The organism is Streptomyces sp. NPDC013317, from assembly GCF_055563155.1.
Genome location: NZ_JBVHDX010000003.1, coordinates 669,442 through 692,211, shown reverse-complemented (window position 1 = coordinate 692,211; position 22,770 = coordinate 669,442). Strand labels below are relative to the sequence as shown.

Here is a 22,770-nt window from a genome sequence, read left to right as displayed (position 1 = left end):
TGCACGGGCTCCCTCTCGTCAAGCCGCTCGTGGTGGCTCCGTCGGCTTCGGCGAAAGAGATGACGCATGTTCATATTCGGTCCGTGGCCGGATAGTTACGGTCAGATCCGAAAGAGGATCGCTCGCGTCCAGTGGACCCTATAGTGATCGCCGATCAACGGCCCGGGATGCCCATCGGGGGACTGACCACCCCCTTCACCCACCGAGGACCCATGTCACCCACCGCACGCCCCGCTCCCTGATGGCTGGACACGGCTTCCGGCCCGTCTACCATCCGGCGGGCCACGACCACGCCCTGCGTCACGCCGTCCAGGACCTGCGGACCGGCCGCTGGGTGTCGACGGCGCGATTACTCGACGAGACGTCCGGCTGGGCCGACTGGACGCGCCGTACCCAGGTGCTCGCCACCGTCGCCGCGGCCGGCGACGTCGTCCAGGCCTGGCGGACCGAGCAGCCGGACAGCGTCTCCGCCACCGTGATGTCCACCCGCGTCGCCGTCGAGCGGGCGGTACGCGCCCACCGCGGCGGCCACCCCCGTACCCGCGAACTCTGGCAGGAGGCCTGGACCGCCTGCCGCGACGCCTCCGAGCGGGCGCCCGCCGACCCCGTCCCCTGGATCTGCCTCCTCGCCCTCGCCGCGCTGGACGACCGGCAGCGCATGGCGGAGCACCGGCTCACGCCCCCCGCCCCCCTTCTCCCGCCCGGCCCCTGGGGGCTCCTCGCCGAGGTCGACAGGAGAGACCCGCAGAACCGCGAGGCGCACCACCGGATGCTGCAGTTCCTCTACGCCCGCCACACGGGCTCCCTCTCCGAGGCCGTCAACTACGCCCAGTGGGCGTCGGCCTCGGCCCCCACCGGATCCGCGCTGCACGCCCTGCCGCTCTACGTACGGGTCGAGCGCTACCGACGGGACCGCGGCCACCAGCACGCCCTCGACCTGCACTGGGTCGCCGAGGACGCACTGCGGGACGCCCAGCGGGCCCTGCACCACTGGTTCCTCTTCTGCGCCACCGACGAGGCCTCCCTCCTCGACCTCAACCACCTGGCGCACGCCCTCTTCGGGGCCCAGAACTTCACCGACGCCGCCCGCGTCTTCGAAGCCCTCGGGCCCTACTACACCCTGCTGCCCTGGGCCTGCCGCACCGACCGCCCCGACGACCGCGACCTCGCCACGGACGTCTTCGTGCGCGCCCGTGCCCGCTGTCTCGAACCATGACCGCAGGGGCCCCGCCCGCTGCGCCCCGCCCGACCAGGACCCGCTCGTCCTGCCCCCACCCCCCACCCCCGACCCCCGGAGGTACCGGCATGTCCCGCACCGCCCCCGACGAGATACGCAAGCCCCCCGCCGACCGCCACGACGACGCCGCGCGGCTGAGGGAGCTCGGCTACCAGCCCGTCCTCGCCCGCCGGATGGACGGCTTCGGCAACTTCGCCATCAGCTTCTCCGTGATCTCCGTCCTCTCCGGCTGCATGACGCTCTACGGCTTCGGTCTCGGCACCGGCGGGCCCGCGGTGATGATGTGGGGCTGGGCCGGCGTCGGACTCTTCGTGCTCTGCGTCGGACTGGCGCTCGCCGAGGTCACCAGCGCCTACCCGACCTCCGGCGCGCTCTACTACATGGCGGACCGGCTGGGCGGCCGCCGCTGGGGCTGGTACACCGGCTGGCTCAACCTCCTGGGCCTGCTCGGCGCGATCGCCGGCATCGACTACGGAGCCGCCCTGTTCACCGGAGCCTTCCTCAACCTCCAGTGGGGCATCGTGCCCACGGCCGGATCCACCTTCCTGATCTTCCTCGCGATCCTGCTGCTGCACGCCGTGCTCAACCTCTTCGGCGTACGGCTCGTCAGCGTGCTCAACTCCGTCAGCGTCTGGTGGCACCTCGGCGGCGTGGCGGTGATCGTCGGAGCCCTCGCCTTCGTTCCCGACCGCCACCAGTCGGCCGAGTTCGTCTTCACCGAGTTCGTCAACGACACCGGCTGGGCCAACCCGTTCTACGTCGCGGCCGTCGGCCTGCTCCTCGCCCAGTACACCTTCTCCGGCTACGACGCGTCCGCCCATCTCTCCGAGGAGACCTCCAACGCCTCGGTCAGCGCCGCCAAGGGCATCGTGCGGGCGATCTGGGTCTCCTGGATCGCCGGATTCGCCCTGCTCGCCGGACTCACCTTCGCGATCCAGGACTACGCAGGCACGCAGAACAGCGCGACGGGCGTCCCGCCGGCCCAGATCCTCCTCGACGCCCTCGGCTCGGGTGGCGCCGCCGCGCTGCTGCTCGTGGTGATCGTGGCCCAGCTCTTCTGCGGCAACGCCGAGGTCGCCGCCGCCAGCCGCATGGTCTTCGCCTTCAGCCGCGACAACGCCCTGCCGGGATCGACGCTCTGGCGCAAGGTCAGCCACCGTACGCAGACCCCGGTTCCGGCGGTCTGGCTCTCGGTCGGCGTCGCCGCGCTCCTCGCCGTGCCGTCGCTGTACTCCGCCACCGCCTACGGAGCCGTCACCGCGATCAACGTCATCGGGATCACGCCCGCCTACGCGATCCCGATCTACCTGCGCCTGCGCGCGGGCAAGCGGTTCGTCCCGGGGCCCTGGAACCTGGGGCGCTGGAGCCGTCCGATCGGCTGGACCGCCGTGATCTGGGTGGCCGGTGTCACCGTGCTCTTCTGCCTGCCGCAGAAGTCACCGGTGACGATCGACTCGATGAACTACGCGGTCATCGCCCTGGCCGTCGTCCTCGTGCTGTCCAGCGTCTGGTGGTACGTGGCACGGCGCTCGTACGGCACGCCGTCGGCGTACGGAACGGCCCGCGAGGAGGCGGACATCGCGGAGGGGATCGTGTGACGGATCACTGATCACGGATCACGGATCATTGATCCTGGATACGGGATACCGGGATGCGGGATACCGGATACCGGATACCGGATACCGGATATCGGATATTGGATCCAGTGCGGTGGATCCGATCCGCGTCCCTACCCGCTGAACTCGTACGTCCAGGAGATCCCCTGCGCCGCGCAGTCGATGTCCGTGATCTCCAGTGCGTGCCCGTGCTGGTCGCACACCACCCGGTGCACGGCCAGCCGGGGCGCGCCGCCTCCGGCCCCCGACATGGCGGAGGGCGGCACGGCGATCGACTCCCGTCGCGTGAGCCGGAGTCCGGCCTGGTGCATCCAGTGGTAGAGCAGGCGGAGGTCCGGCTGGAGAGTCGAGGAGCCCCGGGTCCGCCGGTACCTCGCGAGCTGCGGGATCTCGGCGAGGGCGGCCCGGGAGAACCAGGACACCGACCGCTGCAACGGGATGCCGCCGGGGGAGAGGACGACGTGCCGGTGGACGAGTGTCGGCTCGCCGGGCACGAGCCCGAGCCGCCCCACCAGTCCGGCCGGCGGCGCCTCCCACATCAGCGAGGCGCGCACCAGGGCTTCGGCGGCGTCCGCGCCACCGGGGAAGAGTTGCCGACGTGTGGTCAGTGCCGGTACGCGCGGCTCGTGTTCGGAGCCCGCGGCGAAGGTGCCACGGCGGTCCGTGACGACGAGCCGCTCCTCGCGCAGTAGATGGAGCGCGCTGCGGACCGTCTGCCGGTTGACGTGGTAGCGGTGCGCCAGGGACCGCTCGGACGGGAGCCGCGTCCCCGGTGCGATGCGCCGGTCGGCGAGGTCGCCCCGCAGGGCTGCGGCGACCTTCAGGTAGAGCGGGACCGCCGCATCCAGCCCGGGTTCGGTCTCGGTCATGTTCCAACCCCTCTCTTTGCTCAGCGTGACAGTCTGATTCGCGGGGGTGATCAATTCCTATCATTGGTCTAAACCATTAAGGAAGAGGGGGCGAAGGGAGTGGCCGAATCCGGAACCGCCCCGAGGTGCGCGCGGACCGCTCTGACCTTGTAATGAGTCACAACCCCCTGTGGCTGCGGAAGAAGCGGGTGAGGCCGGATGACGACACCGGCGGCACGGGCCGAGAAGGGCAAGGCGGCCCGCAAGAACGTGGCGCGGTCCTCGCACGGCCGCTGGATACCCTCGTCGCAGCGTCCGGACCCGCTGACCGTCCTCGAGCGGCAGTCCGTCGACCGGGTGCCCGAACTCGTCCCCATCAGGTACGGCAGGATGGCCGTCTCGCCGTTCGCGTTCCTGCGCGGCGCCGCCGCAGTCATGGCCGCCGACCTCGGCGCGCAACGCCACACCGGTCTCACCGTGCAGCTCTGCGGCGACGCTCATCTCCTCAACTTCGGCGTCTTCGCGTCACCCGAACGGGCGCTCCTGTTCGACGTCAACGACTTCGACGAGACGCTGCCCGGCCCCTTCGAGTGGGACGTGAAGCGGCTCGCCGCCAGCGTCGCCGTCGCCTCCCTCCAGAACGGCACCACCAAGGCCAAGGCCCATCGCGCGGCCCTCGTCGCCACAGAGGCGTACCGCATCGCCATGCGCCGCCTCTCCGGCCTCGGTGAACTCGCCGTCTGGTACGAGCGGATCGACGCCGACGACCTCGCTCCGCTGGTCCGCAAGGACCGGCGCGCCCGGCTGGAGGACCGCCTCGCCCGTGCCCGCCGCCGCACCAGCCTCCAGGCGTTCGGCAAGCTCACCGCACCGGACGCGAGCGGCGTCCGGCGCATCGTCGAGGACCCGCCGCTGCTCGAACGGACCGTCGGCCTGGACCGCGTCAGCCTCGGCAAGATCTTCAGCGACTACCGCAGCTCCCTCTCCGAGGAGCGCCGCGTACTCCTGGACCGGTTCCGCTTCGTCGACGCCGCACGGAAGGTCGTCGGCGTCGGCAGCGTCGGCACCCGGTGCTTCATCCTGCTGCTCGAAGGACGGGACGACGGCGATCCGCTGATGCTCCAGATCAAGGAGGCCGGTCGGTCGGTCCTGGAGCCGTACCTCACGTCCAGCGTGTACGCGCACCAGGGTGAACGGGTCGTCCGCGGCCAGCGGCTCACGCAGGCCGCGAGCGACATCTTCCTCGGCTGGATGACGGGCCCGGAGAAGCGGCACTTCTACTGGCGCCAGCTGCGCGACATGAAGGGCTCTGCCGAGGTGGAGACCTTGTCCCCCGCCATGCTCCGCGCCTACGCCGGCCTCTGCGGCCGGGCTCTGGCCCGCGCGCACGCCCGCTCCGGAGACCGCATCGCGATCGCCTCCTACCTCGGCTCCTCGGACGTGTTCGACCGCGCCGTCGCCGACTTCGCGATGCGGTACGCGAGCCAGAACGCCGACGACTACGCGGCACTGAGCGCGGCGATCGCCGCGGGCGTGATCACGGCGGCGCCCGGCGTGTGAACGAACGGCCTCTCCGCCGTCACTGTCAAGGCGGCCTCTCCGCCGTCACCGTCGAGGCGACCCCGCCGCCGTCACCGCCACGCGCCTCGCGTCGCCGCGACACGTCCTACGCCCCGCGGCGCCTTCCCGCGCCCTACTCCCCGCGCCGCATGGGCGGTTCGGCCGGCGTCCGCGGCACCGGCCCGAACAGCACGGCCCGGGCCACGGGCGGTGCGAAGAGCGAGGTCATCGGAGCCGTGAGCGTCAGGACCGAGCGGAACGCGGCCCCGACGACCGGATCCCCGCCGTACCGCTGCTGCAGTCGCCGCATGTACCAGCCCACCGGCCTGTCCGTCGCGCGCGACCCGATCGCGTTGCCCGTGGCGCCCGGCATGTTCCTGTCCGCCCCGGCCGAGATGTCCCAGGCCTGCTTCGAGGAGTCGAGCACCGCCTTCTGGACCGCGCGGGTGGTCGGCGTCGTCCGGAGAGCGGCCAGCGCCCGGCGCAGGGCGACCGCGTTCAGCGCGGCGACGGTCATGCCCTGTCCGTAGATCGGGTTGAACGCGCACAGCGCGTCGCCCGTGGCGAGGAAGCCCGCCGGCCGGCGGCCCGGACGGTCGTACCGGCGGCGGATGTTGGCGGTCTGCCGGAAGCCGTGCACCGAGGACTCGGGCGTGGCCTTGGCCATCCACTCGCTCAGGACGGGGTGCGGGAGCTTCGCGGCGAAGGCCTCGAACCCCGCGTCGTCGGTGGGCGGCCGGTCGTGCCTGAGTCCGGACAGGGTGACCAGGTGGAGTCCGTCCCCGATGGGCAGGACGACACCGCCGTAGACCTGCTCGGGGTTGGGGACGACGTTGAAGCCCGCCGCGTCCATGCCCGCGTCCGCCGGGCCGCGGTACATCCGGGTCGCGTACGCGAGTCCGGTGTCGATGGTCTCCTCGTGCGGGGCCTCCGCCCCGATCGCCGCGAGCCAGTCCGGGGCGTGCGTGCCTCGGCCCGAGGCGTCGACGACCAGATCGGCCTTCAGGGTGCGGCTCTCCCGTGCGTTCCCCGCCCCCCGCTCGCGGAGCAGTACGCCCCGCACCCGCGACGCGTCGCCGATCAGCCCGATCGTCTCGGTGCCCTGGACCGTCTCGATCCGCGGGTCGGCCAGCACCCGGCGGCGCACCAGCCACTCCAACTGGGCCCGGGGCCCGGTGTAGAGGTGGGTCGTGGCCGGAAGGCGGCTGAACCAGCGTCCGTTCTGCCACTGGATCATGTCCTCGGGCATCCCCACCCGGGGGGCGCCGAGCTCGCGCAGCTCACCCGTGAGCCCCGGGAGCAGGTCGTCCAGGGCCTGTTGCCCGGCGTCGAGCAGGACGTGCACGTGCCGGGACTGCGGGACGCCCGGGCGGGCGTCCGGTCCCTCCGGGAAGCGGTCGCGCTCGACGACCGTGACCCTCTCCGCGTGTTCACTGAGTACGCGTGCCGCCAGCAGGCCCGCGAGACTTCCCCCGATGACCACCGCGTGACGTGTCCCGCGGTGCCCCAACTCGTCGCTCATCCCCGCCCTTTCCCCGTAGTAGGTCGGTCTACGAGGTCCCAGTATCCACGCTCTCCCTGGGGGCATCGCGCGCGCCGAGGCGCAGATGCTCGATGTGGTAGACGGCCTCGTCGAGGAGTTGGGCGACGTGGTTGTCGTAGAGGCTGTACTCGATCCGCCGGCCCTGCCGGACACCGGTCACCAGTCCGAGGGCGCGCAGCAGGCGCAGTTGGTGGGAGACGGCGGACTGCTCCATCTCGACTGCGGAGGCCAGTTCCGTCACTCCGCACGGCCCCTGCCGCAGCCTGGTGAGGATCATCAGCCGCGAGGGTGTCGCGAGGGCCTGGAGCGTGGCGGCGATCGTGGCCGCGGACTCCGCGTCCAGGTGGGTTGCCGGGGTCGTCCCGCCGTTCGCTCCGTGTCCCATGCGCTCATCGTAGCCGCGGAGATAAACTTATGAATGAAGACCTCTTCATGTATTCCGCTAGGGTGGTGGCCGCCGGCTCCCCGACGGCTCCGCCGTCCCCGACCGAAGAGGTGCCCACCCATGGCTTCACCGGTGCTCGACGCCCGGACCGCGGCGCCCGCCGACAAGGCCCCGCCCTCCTCCCGCCGCACCCGCGTCCGGGACGTGCCGGAGGTGCGCTGGGCCGCGCTGTCGGCCCTCGCCTTCCTGCTCGCCCTGCCACTGGACCTGGCCGGCGCACCCGCCTGGGCCTGGGGCCCGCTCTACGCGGTCTGCTACGCCGCCGGAGGCTGGGAGCCCGGCTGGGAGGGTCTCAGGGCGCTGCGAGAGAAGTCCCTCGACGTCGACCTGCTCATGGTGGTCGCGGCCCTCGGCGCCGCCGCCATCGGCCAGTACCTCGACGGCGGTCTCCTCATCGTCATCTTCGCCGTCTCCGGGGCCCTGGAAGCACTCGCCACCCGCCGTACGGCCGACTCCGTCCGCGGACTCCTGGACCTCGCGCCCGCCCGCGCGGTACGTCTCACGGGCGCGGGCGCCGAGGTGCCGGTGGACGTCGCCGACCTGCGGATCGGCGACACCGTCCTCGTACGGCCGGGGGAGCGGCTGCCCGCCGACGGCACCGTGCTCGACGGCGCGAGCGACGTCGACCAGGCGAGCATCACCGGCGAGTCCCTGCCCGCCGCCAAGACCCCCGGCTCCGACGTCTACGCGGGAACCCTCAACGGCACGGGCGCCCTTCGCGTACGGGTGGACAAGGACGCGGGAGACTCCGTCATCGCCCGGATCGTCGCGCTCGTCGAGGAGGCCAGCGCCACCAAGGCGCCCACCCAGCTCTTCATCGAGAAGATCGAACAGCGCTACTCCGTGGGCGTGGTCGTCGCCACCCTCGCGCTCTTCACGATCCCCCTCGCACTCGGCGGCGACTTCACCACCGTGCTGCTCCGCGCCATGACCTTCATGATCGTGGCCTCGCCCTGCGCGGTCGTCCTCGCCACCATGCCCCCGCTGCTCTCCGCGATCGCCACCGCGGGCCGCCACGGGGTGCTCGTCAAGTCCGCCGTGGTCATGGAACGGCTGGGTACGGTCGACAAGGTCGCGCTCGACAAGACCGGCACCCTCACCGAGGGCGCACCGCGTGTCACCGGCGTCGACGGCGACCCGGAGGCGCTCGCCCTCGCCGCCGCCGCCGAACTCCCCAGCGAACACCCACTGGGACGCGCCGTGGTGGCCGCGGCACGCGCGCGTGGCCTGCGTATCCCCGAAGCGAGCGACTTCGGTTCGGTGCCGGGCGACGGCGTACGGGCCACGGTCGAGGGCCGGGAGGTCCGGGTCCGCAGAGCCGGGGGCGCGCACGCGGACACCGCCGTCGAGGTGGTCGTCGACGGCACCCGTGTCGCCGTCCTCACCCTCGCCGACCGGCTCCGGGACGGCGCTCCCGAGGCGGTCGCCGCCCTCACCCGCCTCACCGGTGCCCCGGTCGCCCTGCTGACCGGCGACAACGCGGGCGCCGCCGCCCGGGTCGCGGAGCGGACCGGCATCACCGACGTACGGTCCGGGCTCCTGCCCGAGGACAAGGTCGCGGCGGTACGGGAGTGGGAGCGGGCGGGCGCCCGGGTCCTGGTGGTCGGCGACGGCGTCAACGACGCCCCCGCACTGGCCGCCGCCCACAGCGGCATCGCGATGGGCCGGGCCGGCTCCGACCTGGCCCTGGAGACCGCCGACGCCGTCGTCGTACGCGACGAACTGGCCACGGTCCCGGCGGTCGTGGCGCTCTCGCGCCGCGCCCGCAGGCTCGTGATCCAGAACCTGGCGATCGCGGGCACCTGCATCGGGGCCCTGGTGATCTGGGACCTCGCGGGCCACCTCCCGCTGCCCCTCGGCGTGGCCGGCCACGAGGGCTCCACGGTCCTGGTGGGCCTCAACGGCCTCCGCCTGCTCCGGGACGCGGCCTGGCGGAAGGCGGCAGCCGGGAGGTAGACGACGGCGTTCAGCGCTCCAGTTCGGCCAGGGCGTGCGTCAGCCACTCCACCCAGAAGCGCTCCAGATCGATCCCGCCCCGCAGGACGAGATGGCGCAGGCGGTCCGGCTCGCTCTCGCGGCGGGTGGGCGGGAAGTCCCGTACCTCGATGGCCAGGTACTCGTCCAACTGGCGCCGGTGCAGATCGAGATGGCGGCGCAGCTCGTCCCGCATGCCGGGTGCGCCGACGACCGCCGCCGCCCGCATCCGCAGCAGGAGCGCGGAGCGCATCGGCTTGGGGTCCTCGCTGCGGGCGACCCACTCGGCCAGCTCCGCGCGCCCCGCGGGCAGTACCTCGTACTCCTTCTTCTGCCCCCGCGCCGGCACCGGAGCGGGCAGGGCACGGATGTGCCCCGCCTGCTCCAGCTTGCCCAGCTCGCGATAGATCTGCTGGTGCGTGGACGACCAGAAGTAGCCGATCGACCGGTCGAAGCGGCGCGTCAGTTCGAGCCCGGAGGACGGCTTCTCGAGCAGCGCCGTGAGGATCGCGTGCGGGAGGGACATGCACGCATCCTAGGTTCGGCGCACCGGGACGATCACAGACCGGCCGCGAGGCGCGTGCCCTGGTCGATGGCGCGCTTGGCGTCCAGCTCAGCGGCGACGTCGGCGCCGCCGATGAGGTGCGCCGTGCGGCCCGCCGCGATCAGCTCCTCGTACAGACCGCGGCGCGGCTCCTGTCCGGTGCAGAGCACGATCGTGTCGACGGGAACGGTCTGCGGCTCGCCGTCGACGGTGATGTGCAGGCCGTCGTCGTCGATCCGCTCGTACGACGCGCCCGCGACCATGGTGACCCCACGGTGCTTCATCTCGGCACGGTGGATCCACCCCGTGGTCTTGCCGAGGCCCGCGCCGACCTTGGTGGTCTTGCGCTGGAGCAGGTGCACCTGGCGCGGCGGCCTCGGCCGCTCCGGGGCGCGCAGACCGCCGCGCGTCTCGTACGAGGTGTCCACGCCCCACTGCCGGAAGTACGTCTCGGCGTCCTGGCTCGCGCCCTCTCCGCCGTCGGTCAGGAACTCCGCGACGTCGAAGCCGATGCCGCCCGCGCCGACGATCGCGACCCGCTCGCCGACCGGTGCGCCGTCGCGCAGGACGTCCAGGTAGCTGACGACGCTCGGGTGGTCGACGCCCTCGATCTCCGGGGTGCGCGGGGTGACTCCGGTGGCGACGACGACCTCGTCGTATCCGTCCAGGTCACCGGCCGCGACCGGGGTGTTCAGCCGGACCTCGACGCCGCGCTCGACGAGCTGGGTGCGGAAGTAGCGCAGCGTCTCGTCGAACTCCTCCTTGCCCGGCACCCGCTTGGCGATGTTCAGCTGGCCGCCGATCTCGCTCGCCGCGTCGAACAGAGTGACGGAGTGACCGCGTTCGGCGGCCGAGACGGAGAAGGCGAGCCCGGCCGGGCCCGCGCCGACGACCGCGATCCGCTTGGCGAGCCGGGTCGGGGAGAGGACCAGCTCGGTCTCGTGGCAGGCGCGCGGGTTCACCAGGCAGGAGGTGATCTTCAGGCTGAAGGTGTGGTCCAGGCAGGCCTGGTTGCAGCCGATGCAGGTGTTGATGGTGTCGGCGCGGTCGGCGGCGGCCTTGGCGACGAAGTCCGGGTCGGCCAGGAAGGGGCGGGCCATCGAGACGATGTCGGCGCGACCCTCGGCGAGGATCTGCTCGGCGACCTCGGGGGTGTTGATGCGGTTGCTGGTGACGAGGGGGATGCTCACCGAGCCCATGAGCTTCTTGGTGACCCAGGTGTACGCGCCACGCGGCACGGACGTCGCGATGGTGGGGATCCGGGCCTCGTGCCAGCCGATGCCGGTGTTGATGATGGTCGCGCCGGCGGCCTCGATCTCCTGGGCGAGGGAGACGACCTCCTCCAGCGTCGAACCTCCCGGGACCAGGTCCAGCATCGAGAGGCGGTAGACGACGATGAAATCCTCGCCGACCCGCTCGCGGATCCTGCGGACGATCTCCAGCGGGAAGCGGACGCGGTTCTCGTAGCTGCCGCCCCAGCGGTCGGTGCGGTGGTTGGTGGCGGCCGCGATGAACTCGTTGATGAGGTAGCCCTCGGAGCCCATGACCTCGACACCGTCGTACCCGGCGGCCCGGGCCAGCTCGGCGCAGCGGGCGTAGTCCTCGACGGTCTGCTCGACCTCGGCGTCGGTGAGCTCGTTGGGTACGAAGGGGCTGATCGGCGCCTGGATCGCGCTGGGTGCGACGAGCGCGGGGTGGTAGGCGTAGCGGCCGAAGTGGAGGATCTGCATCGCGATCCGTCCGCCCTCGGCGTGCACGGCGTCGGTGATGAGCTTGTGCTCGGCCACCTCGTCCTCGGTGCTGAGCTTGGCGCCGCCGTCCCAGGGGCGACCGGCCTCGTTGGGCGCGATGCCTCCGGTGACGATGAGGCCGACCCCGCCGCGGGCACGCTCCGCGTAGAAGGCGGCCATGCGCTCGAAGCCGTTCTCGGTCTCTTCGAGGCCGACGTGCATGGAACCCATGAGCACCCGGTTGGGCAGGGTGGTGAACCCGAGGTCGAGCGGGCTCAGCAGGTGCGGGTACGGGGTCGAGGTCATGGGGGGCGCCTCCTCGCGCAGTGTCGTCCTCACTGTTGTAGACGAGCCCAGGAGGTTGTGCAACAAGTTGCATAACGGCGGGGGAGTGATCTGCGCGACGTTGCGACGCGCCACGGCCCCCGGCGGGGTTCCGCCGGGGGCCGTGAGCGGTCGTGCCGCGTCGGGCGGCCGGGGCTCGTCAGGGGGCCGCCCTGCTCGCCGCTCCTCGGGATGCGGCGAGCAGATCGTCCAGGTCCTCCGCCGTTCGGGGGCCCTCCGCGTCCGGGGCGAGCAGACCGTTCGCACGCAGCAGCCGGGTCACGGCCATGCCCCAGGGGCGGCGCAGCCGGGCCTCGGCGAGCAGCCCGTCGTCGGCCAGGAGCTCCTCGATGGGGCCCGTCCGCAGCCCCGACGGCGCCAGGACGGCGGCCTCGTCCGCCCAGCGCAGCGCCAGATCGACGTCGTGGGTCGCCATCACGACCGTCGTGCCCGAGTCCCGCAGCCGGGCGAGCACCTCCAGGAGCCTCTCCTGCCCGTGCGGGTCGAGCCCGGCCGTCGGCTCGTCCATGATGAGGACCCGCGGGCGCATCGCCACGGCGCCCGCGATCGCGGCCCGCTTGCGCTGTCCGTACGAGAGCAGATGGGTCGGCCGGTCCTCCAGCGCGACGATGTCCAGCGCCTCCAGCGCCTCGCGGACCCGGAGCCGTACCTCCTCCTCCGGCAGCCCCAGGTTCATCGGGCCGAACGAGACGTCCTGCCCGACCGACGCGGCGAAGAGCTGGTCGTCCGGGTCCTGGACGACCAGCTGCACCGTCGTACGGAGCCGGGTCAGCCCCTTCCGGTCGTACGAGACGTCCTCGCCGTCCAGCCGGAGCGCGCCGCCCCCGCAGCGCAGCCCTCCGCTCAGCAGCCGCAGCATCGTCGTCTTGCCGCCGCCGTTGCGGCCGAGGAGGGCCATGGCCCGGCCTTCCGGCACGGCGAAGTCGATGCCGTCGAGGACGACGGGCCCGTCCTCGTACGCGAACGTGGCCTTCACCAGTTCCACGACAGGTGGTGCAGGACTCACGGCAGGGACCTTTCCAGTACGAGGGTGAGGGCGACGAGACCGGCGAGCAGGCCGGCCGTCGACGCCAGGAAGCGGCCCGAGACCGCGGCCTCGGGCACCAGGACCCGCAACGTGCCGTCGTAACCCCGGCCGGCCAGGCCCGTCTGCAGGCGCTGCGCCCGGTCGAAGGCGCGGACGAAGGCCGTGGCGCCGAGCCCGGCGAGGGAACGCCAGGTCGCCGCCCGCGTGGTCAGGCCGAGCCGGGCCGCCTGCGCCTGCCGGATCTTGGACATCGCATCCAGAAGAAGGAAGCTGATCCGGTACATCACGAGCGCCACATCCACCACGGGCGCCGGCACGCCGGCCCGCACCAGCCGGGGCAGGACGTCCGAGACGGGCGTCGTGAAGGCGAACAGCAGCACGCCCAGCGACGCCGACGAGGTCCGCAGCAGCAACTCGCCCGCGTGCACGGGCCCGTCGTGCGCGAGCGCCACCAGGCCCCGGTCCCCGCCCACCTCGAGGAGCAGCGGGACCGCTCCCGTCACACAGAAGCCCAGCGGGATGCGGAACGCGCGCCACAACTGGCGCCCCGGCACCCCGGCCGGCCCGAGAAGGACGGCCAGGGTGGCCACCGCGACCAGCACGGCACCCGGCCACGGCGGCAGGCACACCGCGCAGAGCGTCAGACCGAAGCCGAGTGCCGCTTTCTCGCACGGGTGACGGCGGCGCCAGCGACTGCTGTGCGCCGCCGCGTCGATCGGCAGCACCGGCGGCTACTCGTCGCCGGACGTGGACGTGGACGTGGCCGTGGCCGTGGCCGTGGACACCGGCGCCGAAGCAGGCTCGGGCACGGACCTCGGCGACTTCGCGAGCGCGCGGGCCTCGCCCTGCCTGCGACCCTTGTGCAGGCCGAAGTAGTAGGCGAGCACTCCGGCGCCGAGCGCAGCCTGCAGGGAGAAGAGCGCCGACTCGATCTCGCCGGACGGGGGTTCGTACAGCGGGGAGAACCACGGCTCGTAGTCCGGGTCGATCTCCGTGATCGCCGTCTCTGCCTCACCGTCGGCGCCGGTGAACGGCTCCTCCTTGTGGTCGCCCAGTCCCAGGACCAGCGGGAGGACGGCCAGCGCTCCGACGACGAGCAGGAGCAGTGCGTTGATCTTCGCGTTCCGGCTCATCAGGCGCTCGCCTCCGCTTTCTCGTTCTTCTTACGGGACGGGAGCAGCACCCCGAGGCGGGTCAGGTCCGCCTTGCTGGACTGCGTGAGCAGCCGCATGACCAGCACCGTCAGCAGGCCCTCGCTGACGGCGAGCGGCAGCTGCGTGACGGCGAAGATGCCACCGAACTTGGCCAGCGCGCCGAGCACACCGCTGCCCGGGTCCGGGAACGCCAGCGCGAGCTGGACGCTGGTCACGCAGTACGTCGACAGGTCGGCGACGAACGCGCCGAAGAACACGCTCACCATGAGCGGGACGTCGAAGCGGCGAAGCAGCCAGTACGTACCGAAACCGGCCCACGGCCCGACGATCGCCATGGAGAAGACGTTGGCACCGAGCGTGGTGAGCCCGCCGTGGGCGAGCAGCAGTGCCTGGAACAGCAGGGTGATCGTGCCCAGGACCGCCATCACCGGCGGCCGGAACAGGATCGCGCCGAGGCCCGTGCCGGTCGGGTGCGAGCAACTGCCCGTCACCGACGGGATCTTGAGCGCGGACAGAACGAAGGTGAACGCACCGGACGCACCGAGCAACAGGGTGGACTCGGGGTTGGCCTTGACCTCACGGGTCAGCGCGCGGACACCGTGGACGACGAAGGGAGCGGACGCGACGCCCCAGGCGGCCGCGTGCACAGGGGGCAGATACCCCTCGGCTATATGCATGGTTGGGAGACCCTCTCCAGCACCTCGTGGATGGACAACGCACCTTGGCCGGTCTCCTGGCTGACGGGTCATGCCGCCGCGGCTCCGCCTTCCCACACCCCCGCGGTCTCCCGCGGCGGTCCAGTGGCTTCCCCGGAGGGATGGAGCCGGACTTCCCGATCACAGTGGCGAGGGCCGCACCGGTACCGCACCGGTTTCCCGTACACCAAGGCGCTGTGACATTAGTGGGTTGACCAGGTACATCACAACACGGGAGGCGCCGCGGACGGTGTGTGACGGATCTCCCGCGCGCCCCACGCACCCCTGTCGCCCCTGTGCACGCCTCCCGCGCCCCCGCCTCACTCCTTCCGGTACGCGTACGCCTCCGAGGCCGCCGCCACCACCGCGTCCAGGTCCCCGCCGGCGCTCGCCGTGACGAGCGCGGCGACGGCGCCCTCGACGAAGGGGGCGTCCACGAGCCGTGAGCCGTCCGGAAGCTCGTCCTCCTCGGCGAGGAGCGCCTTGACGGTCAGGACGGCGCTGCCGAGGTCGACGAGCAGGGCCACTCCGGCGCCCCCGTCGACCGCGTTCGCCGCCTCGACGATCCGCTCGGAACTCGTGCCGAGACCCCCGTCGGGAGTGCCTCCGGCCGCGGCGACGGGAGCGGTCGCCCCGCCGCCCGCGAGCCCCTGGGCCAGGGCGGCGACCGCGTCGGCCACGGCCGCGCTGTGCGAGACGAGAACGATGCCCACCGTGCCCTGCCGGCCCGTCATGCGGCGGCCACCTCCGCGAGCGCGGCGATCAGCAGGGCCGACGAGGTGGCCCCGGGGTCCTGGTGCCCGACGGAGCGTTCGCCCAGATAGCTCGCCCTGCCCTTGCGCGCCCGGAGCGGGACGGTCGCGAGCGCCCCGCGCTCGGCCGCGTCCCGGGCCGCGGCGAAGGAGTCGCCGAGCTCCTCGGCCGCGGGGGTGAGCGCGTCCAGCATGGTCTTGTCCCCGACCTGGGCCCCGCCGAGCTGCGCGACTGCGGCGACCCCGGCGGCCAGCGCCGCGGCCAGGTCCTCCCGTGTCACCGATGCGGCATCCCCGAGCGCCTTGCCGGTCCGCCGCAGCAGCGTCCCGTACAGCGGCCCCGACGCACCCCCGACCGTGGAGATCAACTGCCGCCCCGCGGCCACGAGTACGGCCCCCGGAGTCTCGGGTGGATCCTTCTCCAGGATGTCCCTCACGGCGGCGAACCCCCGCTTCAGATTGGCGCCGTGGTCCGCGTCGCCGATCGCCGAGTCGAGCTCGGTGAGACGCTCCGCCTCACGGTCGACGACCGCCGCGGCACCGGTCAGCCAGCGACAGAAGAACGCGGCGTCGAACTCCTCCGGTTCGGTCATCCCCGCTCACCGGCCCCAGCGCAGCGCCGGCGTCTGCACGGGCGCGTCCCAGAGCCGGAGCAGCTCCTCGTCGGCCTGACAGAGCGTCACCGAGCAGCCGGCCATGTCGAGCGAGGTCACGTAGTTGCCGACCAGCGTGCGGGCGACGGGCACCCCGCGCTCGGCCAGCACGCGCTGCACCTCGGCGTTGAAACCGTACAGTTCGAGCAGTGGCGTGGCGCCCATCCCGTTCACGAGGGCGAGGACGGGACCGGACGGCCGCAGGTCCTCCAGGACGGCGTCGACGGCGACGTCCGCGATCTCGCCCGAGGTCATCATGGGCCGCCGCTCCCGTCCCGGCTCCCCATGGATTCCGATCCCCAACTCCAGCTCACCTTGCGGTAGTTCGAAAGTGGGACTGCCCTTGGCGGGTGTGGTGCAGGCGCTCAGCGCCACACCGAAACTCCGCGACCGTTCGTTCACGCGGCGGGCGAGCGCCTCCACCCGCTCCAGCGGCGCACCCTCCTCGGCGGCGGCACCGGCGATCTTCTCCACGAAGAGGGTCGCCCCCGTCCCGCGCCGGCCGGCGGTGTACAGGCTGTCCGTCACCGCCACGTCGTCGTCGACGAGCACCTTCGCGACCTGGATGCCCTCGTCCTCCGCGAGTTCGGCGGCCATGTCGAAGTTGAGCACGTCACCGGTGTAGTTCTTGACGACGAACAGCACCCCGGCCCCGCTGTCGACCGCGGCGGCCGCGCGCACCATCTGGTCGGGGACGGGCGACGTGAACACCTCTCCGGGGCAGGCGGCCGCCAGCATCCCGGGCCCCACGAAGCCCCCGTGGAGGGGTTCGTGCCCGGACCCGCCCCCGGACACCAGCCCCACCTTCCCGGCGACCGGAGCGTCACGCCGCAGTACGACGCGGTTCTCGACGTCGACGGTGAGTTCGGGATGCGCGGCGGCCATCCCGCGCAGGGCATCGGCGACGACGGTCTCCGGAACGTTGATCAACATCCTCATGGGTACCTCCTGAAGCGATGACGGTCGATCCGCTGAGCCTGCTCCGTTCCGCTCGCGCCCACACGTGCCGGTCGCCGCCGCCGGCACCGCGCTACGGCGCGGGCAGCACCTGCCAAGGGTAGGCTGGGGTGCGACGGCCCCCCGTGAATGCCACGGCAACCACACTGTGTCCGGAGGGATGGAAGAGCTTGCGGGCCGATCCTCTACCTCGTCGGGTGGACCCGTTCCCCCGGCGGGCGGCGCTTTTCGGCGAGCTGTGTCGGGTCCCCTCGGACCGCGGTTCGACGATCGCCAGAGCCGTGATGCCGGCCGAATCTCCGTAGGGCAGCCGCCCTTCCGGCATGTCCGGCTCCCTCGCCGCCCGCGCCCGATTGAGCGGCTGGTGTGACAGGTGAGCGGCCTGTGCTTAGGTCGGCCCCGATGGGGCAGTCGCACTGCAGGACCGGGCAGGGCCGCCGGTCAGGGCGATCAGCCGGCCCGACGATCGTCGATCTCGCACAGGAGGCGCAGTGGTCGTCCGGATGGGTGTCGAAGAAGAGTTCCATGTGATCGATGTCGAGAGCGGCGCGCTGACAGCTCGGGCCGCCGCTGTCCTCGGACGGTTGTCCCCTCACGGCGGCGGCTTCACACGGGAACTGCACCAGTCGGTCGTCGAGTCGAACAGCGGGGTGCACGCGGGCCTCGACGAACTCCACGCGGACCTGTCCGCCTCGCGGCGGCGGCTGAACGAGGCCGCCGCCTCCCAGGGGTTGGCGATCATGGCGGCGGGCGCGGCCCCCGTCGCACGACTCGGAGCCGTACACCCGACCGACGAACCCCGCTACCTGGCGATGGCGGACGAGTACCGCCGGGTCGCCGACGAGCAGCTGATATGCGGCGCCCAGGTGCATGTCGACGTCCCTGACCGGGACACCGCCGTGCGGGCCCTCTGCGCCCTGAGCCCATGGCTTCCGCCCCTCCTGGCCCTGTCCGCGAGCTCCCCCTACTGGCTCGGCTCCGACACGGGCTACGCGAGCTGGCGCACCATGCTCTGGCAGCGCTGGCCCACCTCCGGACCGGCCCCATGCTTCACCGGCGCCGCCGAGTACGACAGCGCGGTGAACGAACTGGTCGGTTCCGGCGTCATCAGCGACCCCGGAATGATCTACTACGACGTCCGCCCCTCCGCGCATCTGCAGACACTCGAACTGCGCATCTGCGACTCCTGCCCGCGCGTCGAGACGGTCGTGCTGGTCGCGGCGCTGTTCCGGGCCCTGGTCACCGACGCCTGCGCACACGCCGAGGCCGCCGGGGACGCCGTCTGTGGCGACCGGCACGAATGGCTGCGGACCGCGACGTGGCGGGCCGCCCGTTCCGGCCTCGAGGGCGACCTGATCGATCCCGTCACCCGCCGGCCCGCCGCGGCCCCCGCCGTCGTACGCACCATGCTGCGCCGACTCCGGCCGACCCTGGAGGCGTACGGGGACTGGGAGACCGCTCACCGTCTCGCGGAGGAGGCCCTGGCCCGCGGCAGCGCCGCCCACCGCCTCCGCCGGGTGGCGGCCGACGACGACCTGCTCGCGGCCGTGGACCTGTTCCTGGCCGAGACCCGCGGCGAGGCCTGGAACCGTCGCAGGCGGCCGCGTTCGCGACGCCCGGCAGCCCGCGCGCGAGCAGGGGGCATGCCCGCCAGGGTCTTCTGGAGATGACTCACCCGCGCTACCGACCCACGCGGCACGCCGGCCGTCGATGCCGCTTGCCGCGGGCCGCCGACGCCTCCGTCGGACGGCACACCGAGGAGAGAGCAGACCATGCAGAAGCCGAGCAACGTCCGGACAGAACAGGACTCATGCGGACACGATTCGTCCCCACCGTCCCGCCGCCTCAAGCGTCTTCGAGGCCCGCGCATGTGTCCGCCCGTCCGGGAGGTGGCGCATGTGCGGCTTGAGCGGTGAGATCCGCTTCGACGGGGGACGGCCCGATCTGGCGGCTGTCGAGCGCATGACCGACCGGATGGCGGCCCGTGGCCCGGACGGCCGGGGAGTCTGGTCACAGGGTGCCGTCGCCCTGGGACACCGGCGTCTGAAGATCATCGACCTGTCGGAGCGCGGGGCGCAGCCGATGACGGACAGCGAAGCGCTGATGACCTGTGTCTTCAACGGCTGCATCTACAACTACCGGCGACTCCGCGACGAACTGCGGCGGCTCGGCCACCACTTCGCCACCACCTCCGACACCGAAGTGGTGATCAAGGCGTACCGCCAGTGGGGTACCGACTTCGTCAGCCACCTCGTCGGCATGTTCGCCGTGGCGCTGGTGGAGCACGAGACGGGCCGGCTCGTACTCGCGCGTGACCGGCTGGGCATCAAGCCGCTGTACCTGGCCGATCTGCCCGGCCGTCTGCGCTTCGCCTCGACGCTCCCGGCCCTCCTCGCGGGCGGCGGGGTGGACACCTCGCTCGACCCGGTCGCGGTGCACCAGTACATGAGCTGGCACGCGACCGTCGCCGCGCCTCGCACCGTCCTCGCCGGAGTACGCAAGCTCCCGCCGGCCACCGTCCGTGTCGTGGAACGCGACGGAACGCAGCGCGACCACCGGTACTGGCAACCCTCGTACACGCGCCGCGCCGAGTTCGCCGGGATGGGACCCGACGACTGGCGGGACGCCGTACTCGAAGCCCTCCGCACGGCCGTCCGCCGGCGGACGGTGGCCGACGTGCCGGTCGGCGTCCTGCTCTCGGGCGGCCTCGACTCCAGCCTCATCGTGGCCCTGCTGGCCGAGGAGGGACAGAAGGACCTGGCGACGTTCAGCGTCGGATTCGAGTCGGAGGCGGGTGAGGACGGTGACGAGTTCGCCTACTCCGATCAGGTCTCGCGGCACTTCGACACCGACCACCACCAGCTGATGGTTCCGTCCGACCGGGTCTCCACCGCCCTGGGCGGTGCGATCGCCGCCATGAGCGAACCGATGGTGAGCCACGACGTCGTCGCCTTCCATCTGCTGTCGGAGCTGGTCTCCAAGGAGATCAGCGTCGTACAGAGCGGGCAGGGGGCCGACGAGGTCTTCGCCGGCTACCACTGGTACCCGGACCTCGCGGCCGCCGAGCGGGCGCAGGAGCCACGGCGCTACCAAGAGGTCTACGTCGACCGCCCGCACGCCGACCTCGCCGCGGTCCTGCAGCCGCACATGCTGCCCGACCACGACACGTCCGCCGCGTTCGTCCACACGCACATGGCCGCACCCGGCGCCGAGACCGCACTGGACGCGGCACTCCGGCTCGACACCCACGTGATGCTGGTGGACGACCCGGTCAAGCGGGTCGACAACATGACGATGGACTGGGGCCTGGAGGCCCGAGTGCCGTTCCTCGACCACGAACTGGTCGAGCTGGCGGCCGCCTGTCCGCCGGAGCTGAAGCTCGCCGAAGGCGGCAAGGGCGTACTCAAGCGGGCCGGCCGCACGGTACTGCCGCGCAACGTCGTCGACCGGCCCAAGGGCTACTTCCCGGTGCCGGCGATCCGTCACATGGCGGGCCCCGTCCTCGAACGCGTACGGGAGACCCTGTCCGCGCCCGAGGCCCGGGCGCGCGGACTCTTCCGCGAGGAGTACGTCGCCACACTGCTGGCGGCACCCGACGACCACCGCACGAACCGAGGGGCGAACGCCCTGTGGCAAGTGGCGCTGTTGGAGACATGGCTGCAGACGCACGGAATCAACTGACCTCTGACCCCGTGTCGACGGCTCCCGTGGCGGAGCCGCTGGTCGACGCGCCCGGTCCGCGGGACGCCCCGCGACCGTGGGTGGCCCACGGCTGCTGGTACCCGTCCGCCGACCCGCGGGGCGAGCAGGTGGCGTTCGTCTGCGACCGCGAGGGCGCGCCACAGCTCTGGGCCGGGCCGGTCGGGAGTGACGACGTACACCTGCTGGACACCAGTCCGGAGCACGTCACGGAGGTCTCCTGGTCACCGGACGGCAGGTGGATCGCGTACACCGTGTCCCCGGGCGGCAGCGGCCACACGCGCGTGCTCTGCGTCCGCCCCGACGGCTCCGGCCGCAGGGTCCTGGCGGGCGCGGAGCCGGGGAGTTCGGCGTATCTGGGGTGCTGGACGCCCGACGGCTCGGCCCTGGCCGTCACGGTCGCCGAGCCCGTGGGGGAGAGCCCCGGTCCGCTCACCGACACGGACCGGCCCGCCGGCTGGACGGAACGCGACGGGCACGCGACCCTCCTCGACGGCGCACGCCCCGGCACGTCGGACGACGGGACGCCGGCGCCCGTCCGCGACCGGCTCACGGCGTACCTCGTCGACCCCGCCGCGGTGTCCGCGCCCCACCTCCTCGCCGACGAGACCGAGGCCGCGACCCTGCGCGTCTGCGACATCAGCCAGGACGGGCGCCTGGCCCTGCTGCGTCGCGGGCCCCGTGGACGGCGCGAGGCCGTGGTCGTCCGCTCGGCGGACCAGACCCCGACGTGCACCCTGCCGGTGGCCGACGGGGATCCGTGGATCGGTCGCTTCTCGACCGACGCCCGCACCGTATGGCTGCGCAGCAACCACGACCGGGAGTTCGCGGCGCTGCTCGCGGTCCACCTCGACGGAGCCGACGAGCGGAAGGACCTCACGGTCGTGACCGCACGCGACGCGTGCGACCTCGAACTGCTCACCCTGGTGGAGAGCGATCGGCGAGCGGCCCTCGCCTGGAACGACGGAGGGACGAGCGTCCTGGAGACCCTCCCGCTGACCGGTGGGCGGACAGACCCGCCCGCCCCGCGCGAGGTGACGCTGGCCCACGAGGTGGTCACCCGCGTCACGCCCGCGGGGCCGAACGGCATGGTGGTCGCGCTCTCCGGCTCCCTGCGCCGACCCGGAGTGTGGTCCGTCCCGGCGTCGGCGCCACCCGCCCGTACCCCGTGGTCGGCGAGCGACGCCGACTCCGTACCCCAGGGGCTCCCGCCCGCACGGCCCGTACCCCTGCGTGCCACGGCTCGCGACGGACTGCTGCTGGGCGGCTGGTACCACCGGGCTCCGGGCCGGGCTCCCGGAGAGCCCGCACCGTGCGTCCTCCATCTGCACGGCGGTCCCGAGGAGCAGGAACGCCCGGTCTTCGACCCGCTGTACCAGGAACTGCTCGGCCGGGGCATGGACGTCTTCGCCCCCGACGTCCGCGGCTCCTCCGGCTGGGGCCGCTCCTTCGTCGACGCCGACCTGGGCGACGGCCGCTTCGCGGCGATCGAGGACGTCGCCGACTGCGCGACCCACGCGGTCGCGTCGGGCCTCGCCGATCCCCGCCGACTCGCCGTGATGGGGCACTCGTACGGCGGCTACCTCACGCTCGCCTCGCTCGTCTGGCACCCCGCCCTCTTCCGCACCGGCATCACGGTGTGCGGGATGTCCGACTTCGCCACGTTCTTCGCCGGAACCGAGCCGTGGCTCGCCGAATCCGCCGCCCACAAGTACGGCCACCCCGAGAGGGACCGCGACCTGCTGCGCGCGCTGTCGCCGATGAGCCGCGTCGACGAACTGCGCGTCCCCCTGCTCGCCGTGCACGGAGAGCACGACACGAACGTCCCGCCCGGGGAGTCCGAACAGATCGTCAGCGCCGCGCGGGCCCGGGGGCTGGTGGCGGAACTGCTCCTGCTGCGCGACGAGGGCCACGACTTCCGGCGCGCCGGCAACCGGCGGCTGTTCCGCCGCGCCGCCGCGGACTGGATGCAGCGGTGGCTGCTCGGCTGA

19 protein-coding genes and 1 riboswitch are annotated in these 22,770 nt (G+C 72.5%); of the genes, 7 read left to right on the top strand and 12 right to left on the bottom strand.

The genetic code is table 11. The annotated features are described in order from the left end of the window. The first annotated feature begins 241 nt into the window (after positions 1–241). Together ACZ3IJ_RS11910 and ACZ3IJ_RS11905 are read left to right on the top strand one after the other, a co-directional pair. Complete coding sequence (locus ACZ3IJ_RS11910; protein WP_467467533.1) at positions 242–1,216, top strand: hypothetical protein; 975 nt, start codon at positions 242–244, stop codon at positions 1,214–1,216. An 89-nt stretch (positions 1,217–1,305) separates the two neighbouring features. Beyond that, positions 1,306–2,835: an amino acid permease gene (locus ACZ3IJ_RS11905; protein WP_467467532.1), complete on the top strand. Its 1,530-nt coding sequence runs from the start codon at positions 1,306–1,308 to the stop codon at positions 2,833–2,835. Between the two features lie 131 nt (positions 2,836–2,966). Here ACZ3IJ_RS11905 and ACZ3IJ_RS11900 read toward each other — a convergent pair whose 3' ends face one another. Then, on the bottom strand, positions 2,967–3,722 hold the full coding sequence (locus ACZ3IJ_RS11900) for a GntR family transcriptional regulator (RefSeq protein WP_467467531.1): 756 nt from the start codon (positions 3,720–3,722) through the stop codon (positions 2,967–2,969). Positions 3,723–3,920: 198 nt separating this feature from the next. Between ACZ3IJ_RS11900 and ACZ3IJ_RS11895 the strand changes: the two genes are divergently transcribed. Further along, positions 3,921–5,261, top strand: a complete 1,341-nt coding sequence (locus ACZ3IJ_RS11895; protein WP_467467530.1) for a DUF2252 domain-containing protein — start codon at positions 3,921–3,923, stop codon at positions 5,259–5,261. A 133-nt stretch (positions 5,262–5,394) separates the two neighbouring features. Here ACZ3IJ_RS11895 and ACZ3IJ_RS11890 read toward each other — a convergent pair whose 3' ends face one another. Continuing rightward, the gene (locus ACZ3IJ_RS11890; protein ID WP_467467529.1) at positions 5,395–6,783 is read right to left on the bottom strand and encodes an FAD-dependent oxidoreductase; all 1,389 of its coding nucleotides are present in this window, start codon (positions 6,781–6,783) and stop codon (positions 5,395–5,397) included. A gap of 28 nt (positions 6,784–6,811) precedes the next feature. Then, positions 6,812–7,189: an ArsR/SmtB family transcription factor gene (locus ACZ3IJ_RS11885; protein ID WP_467467528.1), complete on the bottom strand. Its 378-nt coding sequence runs from the start codon at positions 7,187–7,189 to the stop codon at positions 6,812–6,814. A 120-nt stretch (positions 7,190–7,309) separates the two neighbouring features. Between ACZ3IJ_RS11885 and ACZ3IJ_RS11880 the strand changes: the two genes are divergently transcribed. After that, positions 7,310–9,205, top strand: a complete 1,896-nt coding sequence (locus ACZ3IJ_RS11880) for a heavy metal translocating P-type ATPase (protein ID WP_467467527.1) — start codon at positions 7,310–7,312, stop codon at positions 9,203–9,205. A 10-nt stretch (positions 9,206–9,215) separates the two neighbouring features. Here the strand turns inward: ACZ3IJ_RS11880 and ACZ3IJ_RS11875 are convergent, their stop codons facing one another. The 9 genes from ACZ3IJ_RS11875 to dhaK form a co-directional block, all read right to left on the bottom strand. Then, entirely contained in the window at positions 9,216–9,749 is a 534-nt protein-coding gene (locus ACZ3IJ_RS11875; RefSeq protein ID WP_467467526.1) for a PadR family transcriptional regulator, read from the bottom strand. Between the two features lie 32 nt (positions 9,750–9,781). Beyond that, positions 9,782–11,803, bottom strand: a complete 2,022-nt coding sequence (locus ACZ3IJ_RS11870) for an oxidoreductase (RefSeq protein WP_467467525.1) — start codon at positions 11,801–11,803, stop codon at positions 9,782–9,784. Between the two features lie 178 nt (positions 11,804–11,981). After that, positions 11,982–12,848 (bottom strand): energy-coupling factor ABC transporter ATP-binding protein, encoded by an 867-nt coding sequence (locus tag ACZ3IJ_RS11865; protein ID WP_467467524.1) that lies wholly within the window; start codon positions 12,846–12,848, stop codon positions 11,982–11,984. Continuing rightward, complete coding sequence (cbiQ, locus tag ACZ3IJ_RS11860) at positions 12,845–13,594, bottom strand: cobalt ECF transporter T component CbiQ (RefSeq protein ID WP_467467523.1); 750 nt, start codon at positions 13,592–13,594, stop codon at positions 12,845–12,847. The genes ACZ3IJ_RS11865 and cbiQ overlap by 4 nt, the downstream gene beginning before the upstream one ends. A gap of 6 nt (positions 13,595–13,600) precedes the next feature. Next, a complete protein-coding gene (locus tag ACZ3IJ_RS11855; protein WP_467467522.1) occupies positions 13,601–14,002 on the bottom strand; it encodes an energy-coupling factor ABC transporter substrate-binding protein in 402 nt (133 codons plus the stop codon). Beyond that, entirely contained in the window at positions 14,002–14,700 is a 699-nt protein-coding gene (locus tag ACZ3IJ_RS11850; protein ID WP_467467521.1) for an energy-coupling factor ABC transporter permease, read from the bottom strand. The genes ACZ3IJ_RS11855 and ACZ3IJ_RS11850 overlap by 1 nt, the downstream gene beginning before the upstream one ends. Before the next feature lie 29 nt (positions 14,701–14,729). Beyond that, positions 14,730–14,925: riboswitch (cobalamin riboswitch) on the bottom strand. A gap of 113 nt (positions 14,926–15,038) precedes the next feature. Then, complete coding sequence (locus ACZ3IJ_RS11845) at positions 15,039–15,452, bottom strand: PTS-dependent dihydroxyacetone kinase phosphotransferase subunit DhaM (protein WP_467467520.1); 414 nt, start codon at positions 15,450–15,452, stop codon at positions 15,039–15,041. Then, positions 15,449–16,063, bottom strand: coding sequence for a dihydroxyacetone kinase subunit DhaL (dhaL, locus tag ACZ3IJ_RS11840; RefSeq protein ID WP_467467519.1), 615 nt, complete (start codon positions 16,061–16,063; stop codon positions 15,449–15,451). The genes ACZ3IJ_RS11845 and dhaL overlap by 4 nt, the downstream gene beginning before the upstream one ends. Positions 16,064–16,069: 6 nt before the next feature. Further along, positions 16,070–17,062, bottom strand: coding sequence for a dihydroxyacetone kinase subunit DhaK (dhaK, locus tag ACZ3IJ_RS11835; protein WP_467467518.1), 993 nt, complete (start codon positions 17,060–17,062; stop codon positions 16,070–16,072). A 509-nt stretch (positions 17,063–17,571) separates the two neighbouring features. Here dhaK and ACZ3IJ_RS11830 point away from each other — a divergent pair. The 3 genes from ACZ3IJ_RS11830 to ACZ3IJ_RS11820 all read left to right on the top strand — a co-directional run bounded on the left by ACZ3IJ_RS11830 (position 17,572) and on the right by ACZ3IJ_RS11820 (position 22,770). After that, positions 17,572–18,750, top strand: a complete 1,179-nt coding sequence (locus ACZ3IJ_RS11830; RefSeq protein WP_467467517.1) for a carboxylate-amine ligase — start codon at positions 17,572–17,574, stop codon at positions 18,748–18,750. A 226-nt stretch (positions 18,751–18,976) separates the two neighbouring features. Continuing rightward, positions 18,977–20,761 carry an N-acetylglutaminylglutamine amidotransferase gene (locus ACZ3IJ_RS11825; RefSeq protein ID WP_467467516.1) on the top strand — a complete coding sequence of 595 codons (1,785 nt, stop codon included), beginning with the start codon at positions 18,977–18,979 and terminating at the stop codon, positions 20,759–20,761. After that, positions 20,734–22,770, top strand: coding sequence for a S9 family peptidase (locus tag ACZ3IJ_RS11820; RefSeq protein ID WP_467467515.1), 2,037 nt, complete (start codon positions 20,734–20,736; stop codon positions 22,768–22,770). Before ACZ3IJ_RS11825 ends, ACZ3IJ_RS11820 begins: the two co-directional genes overlap by 28 nt.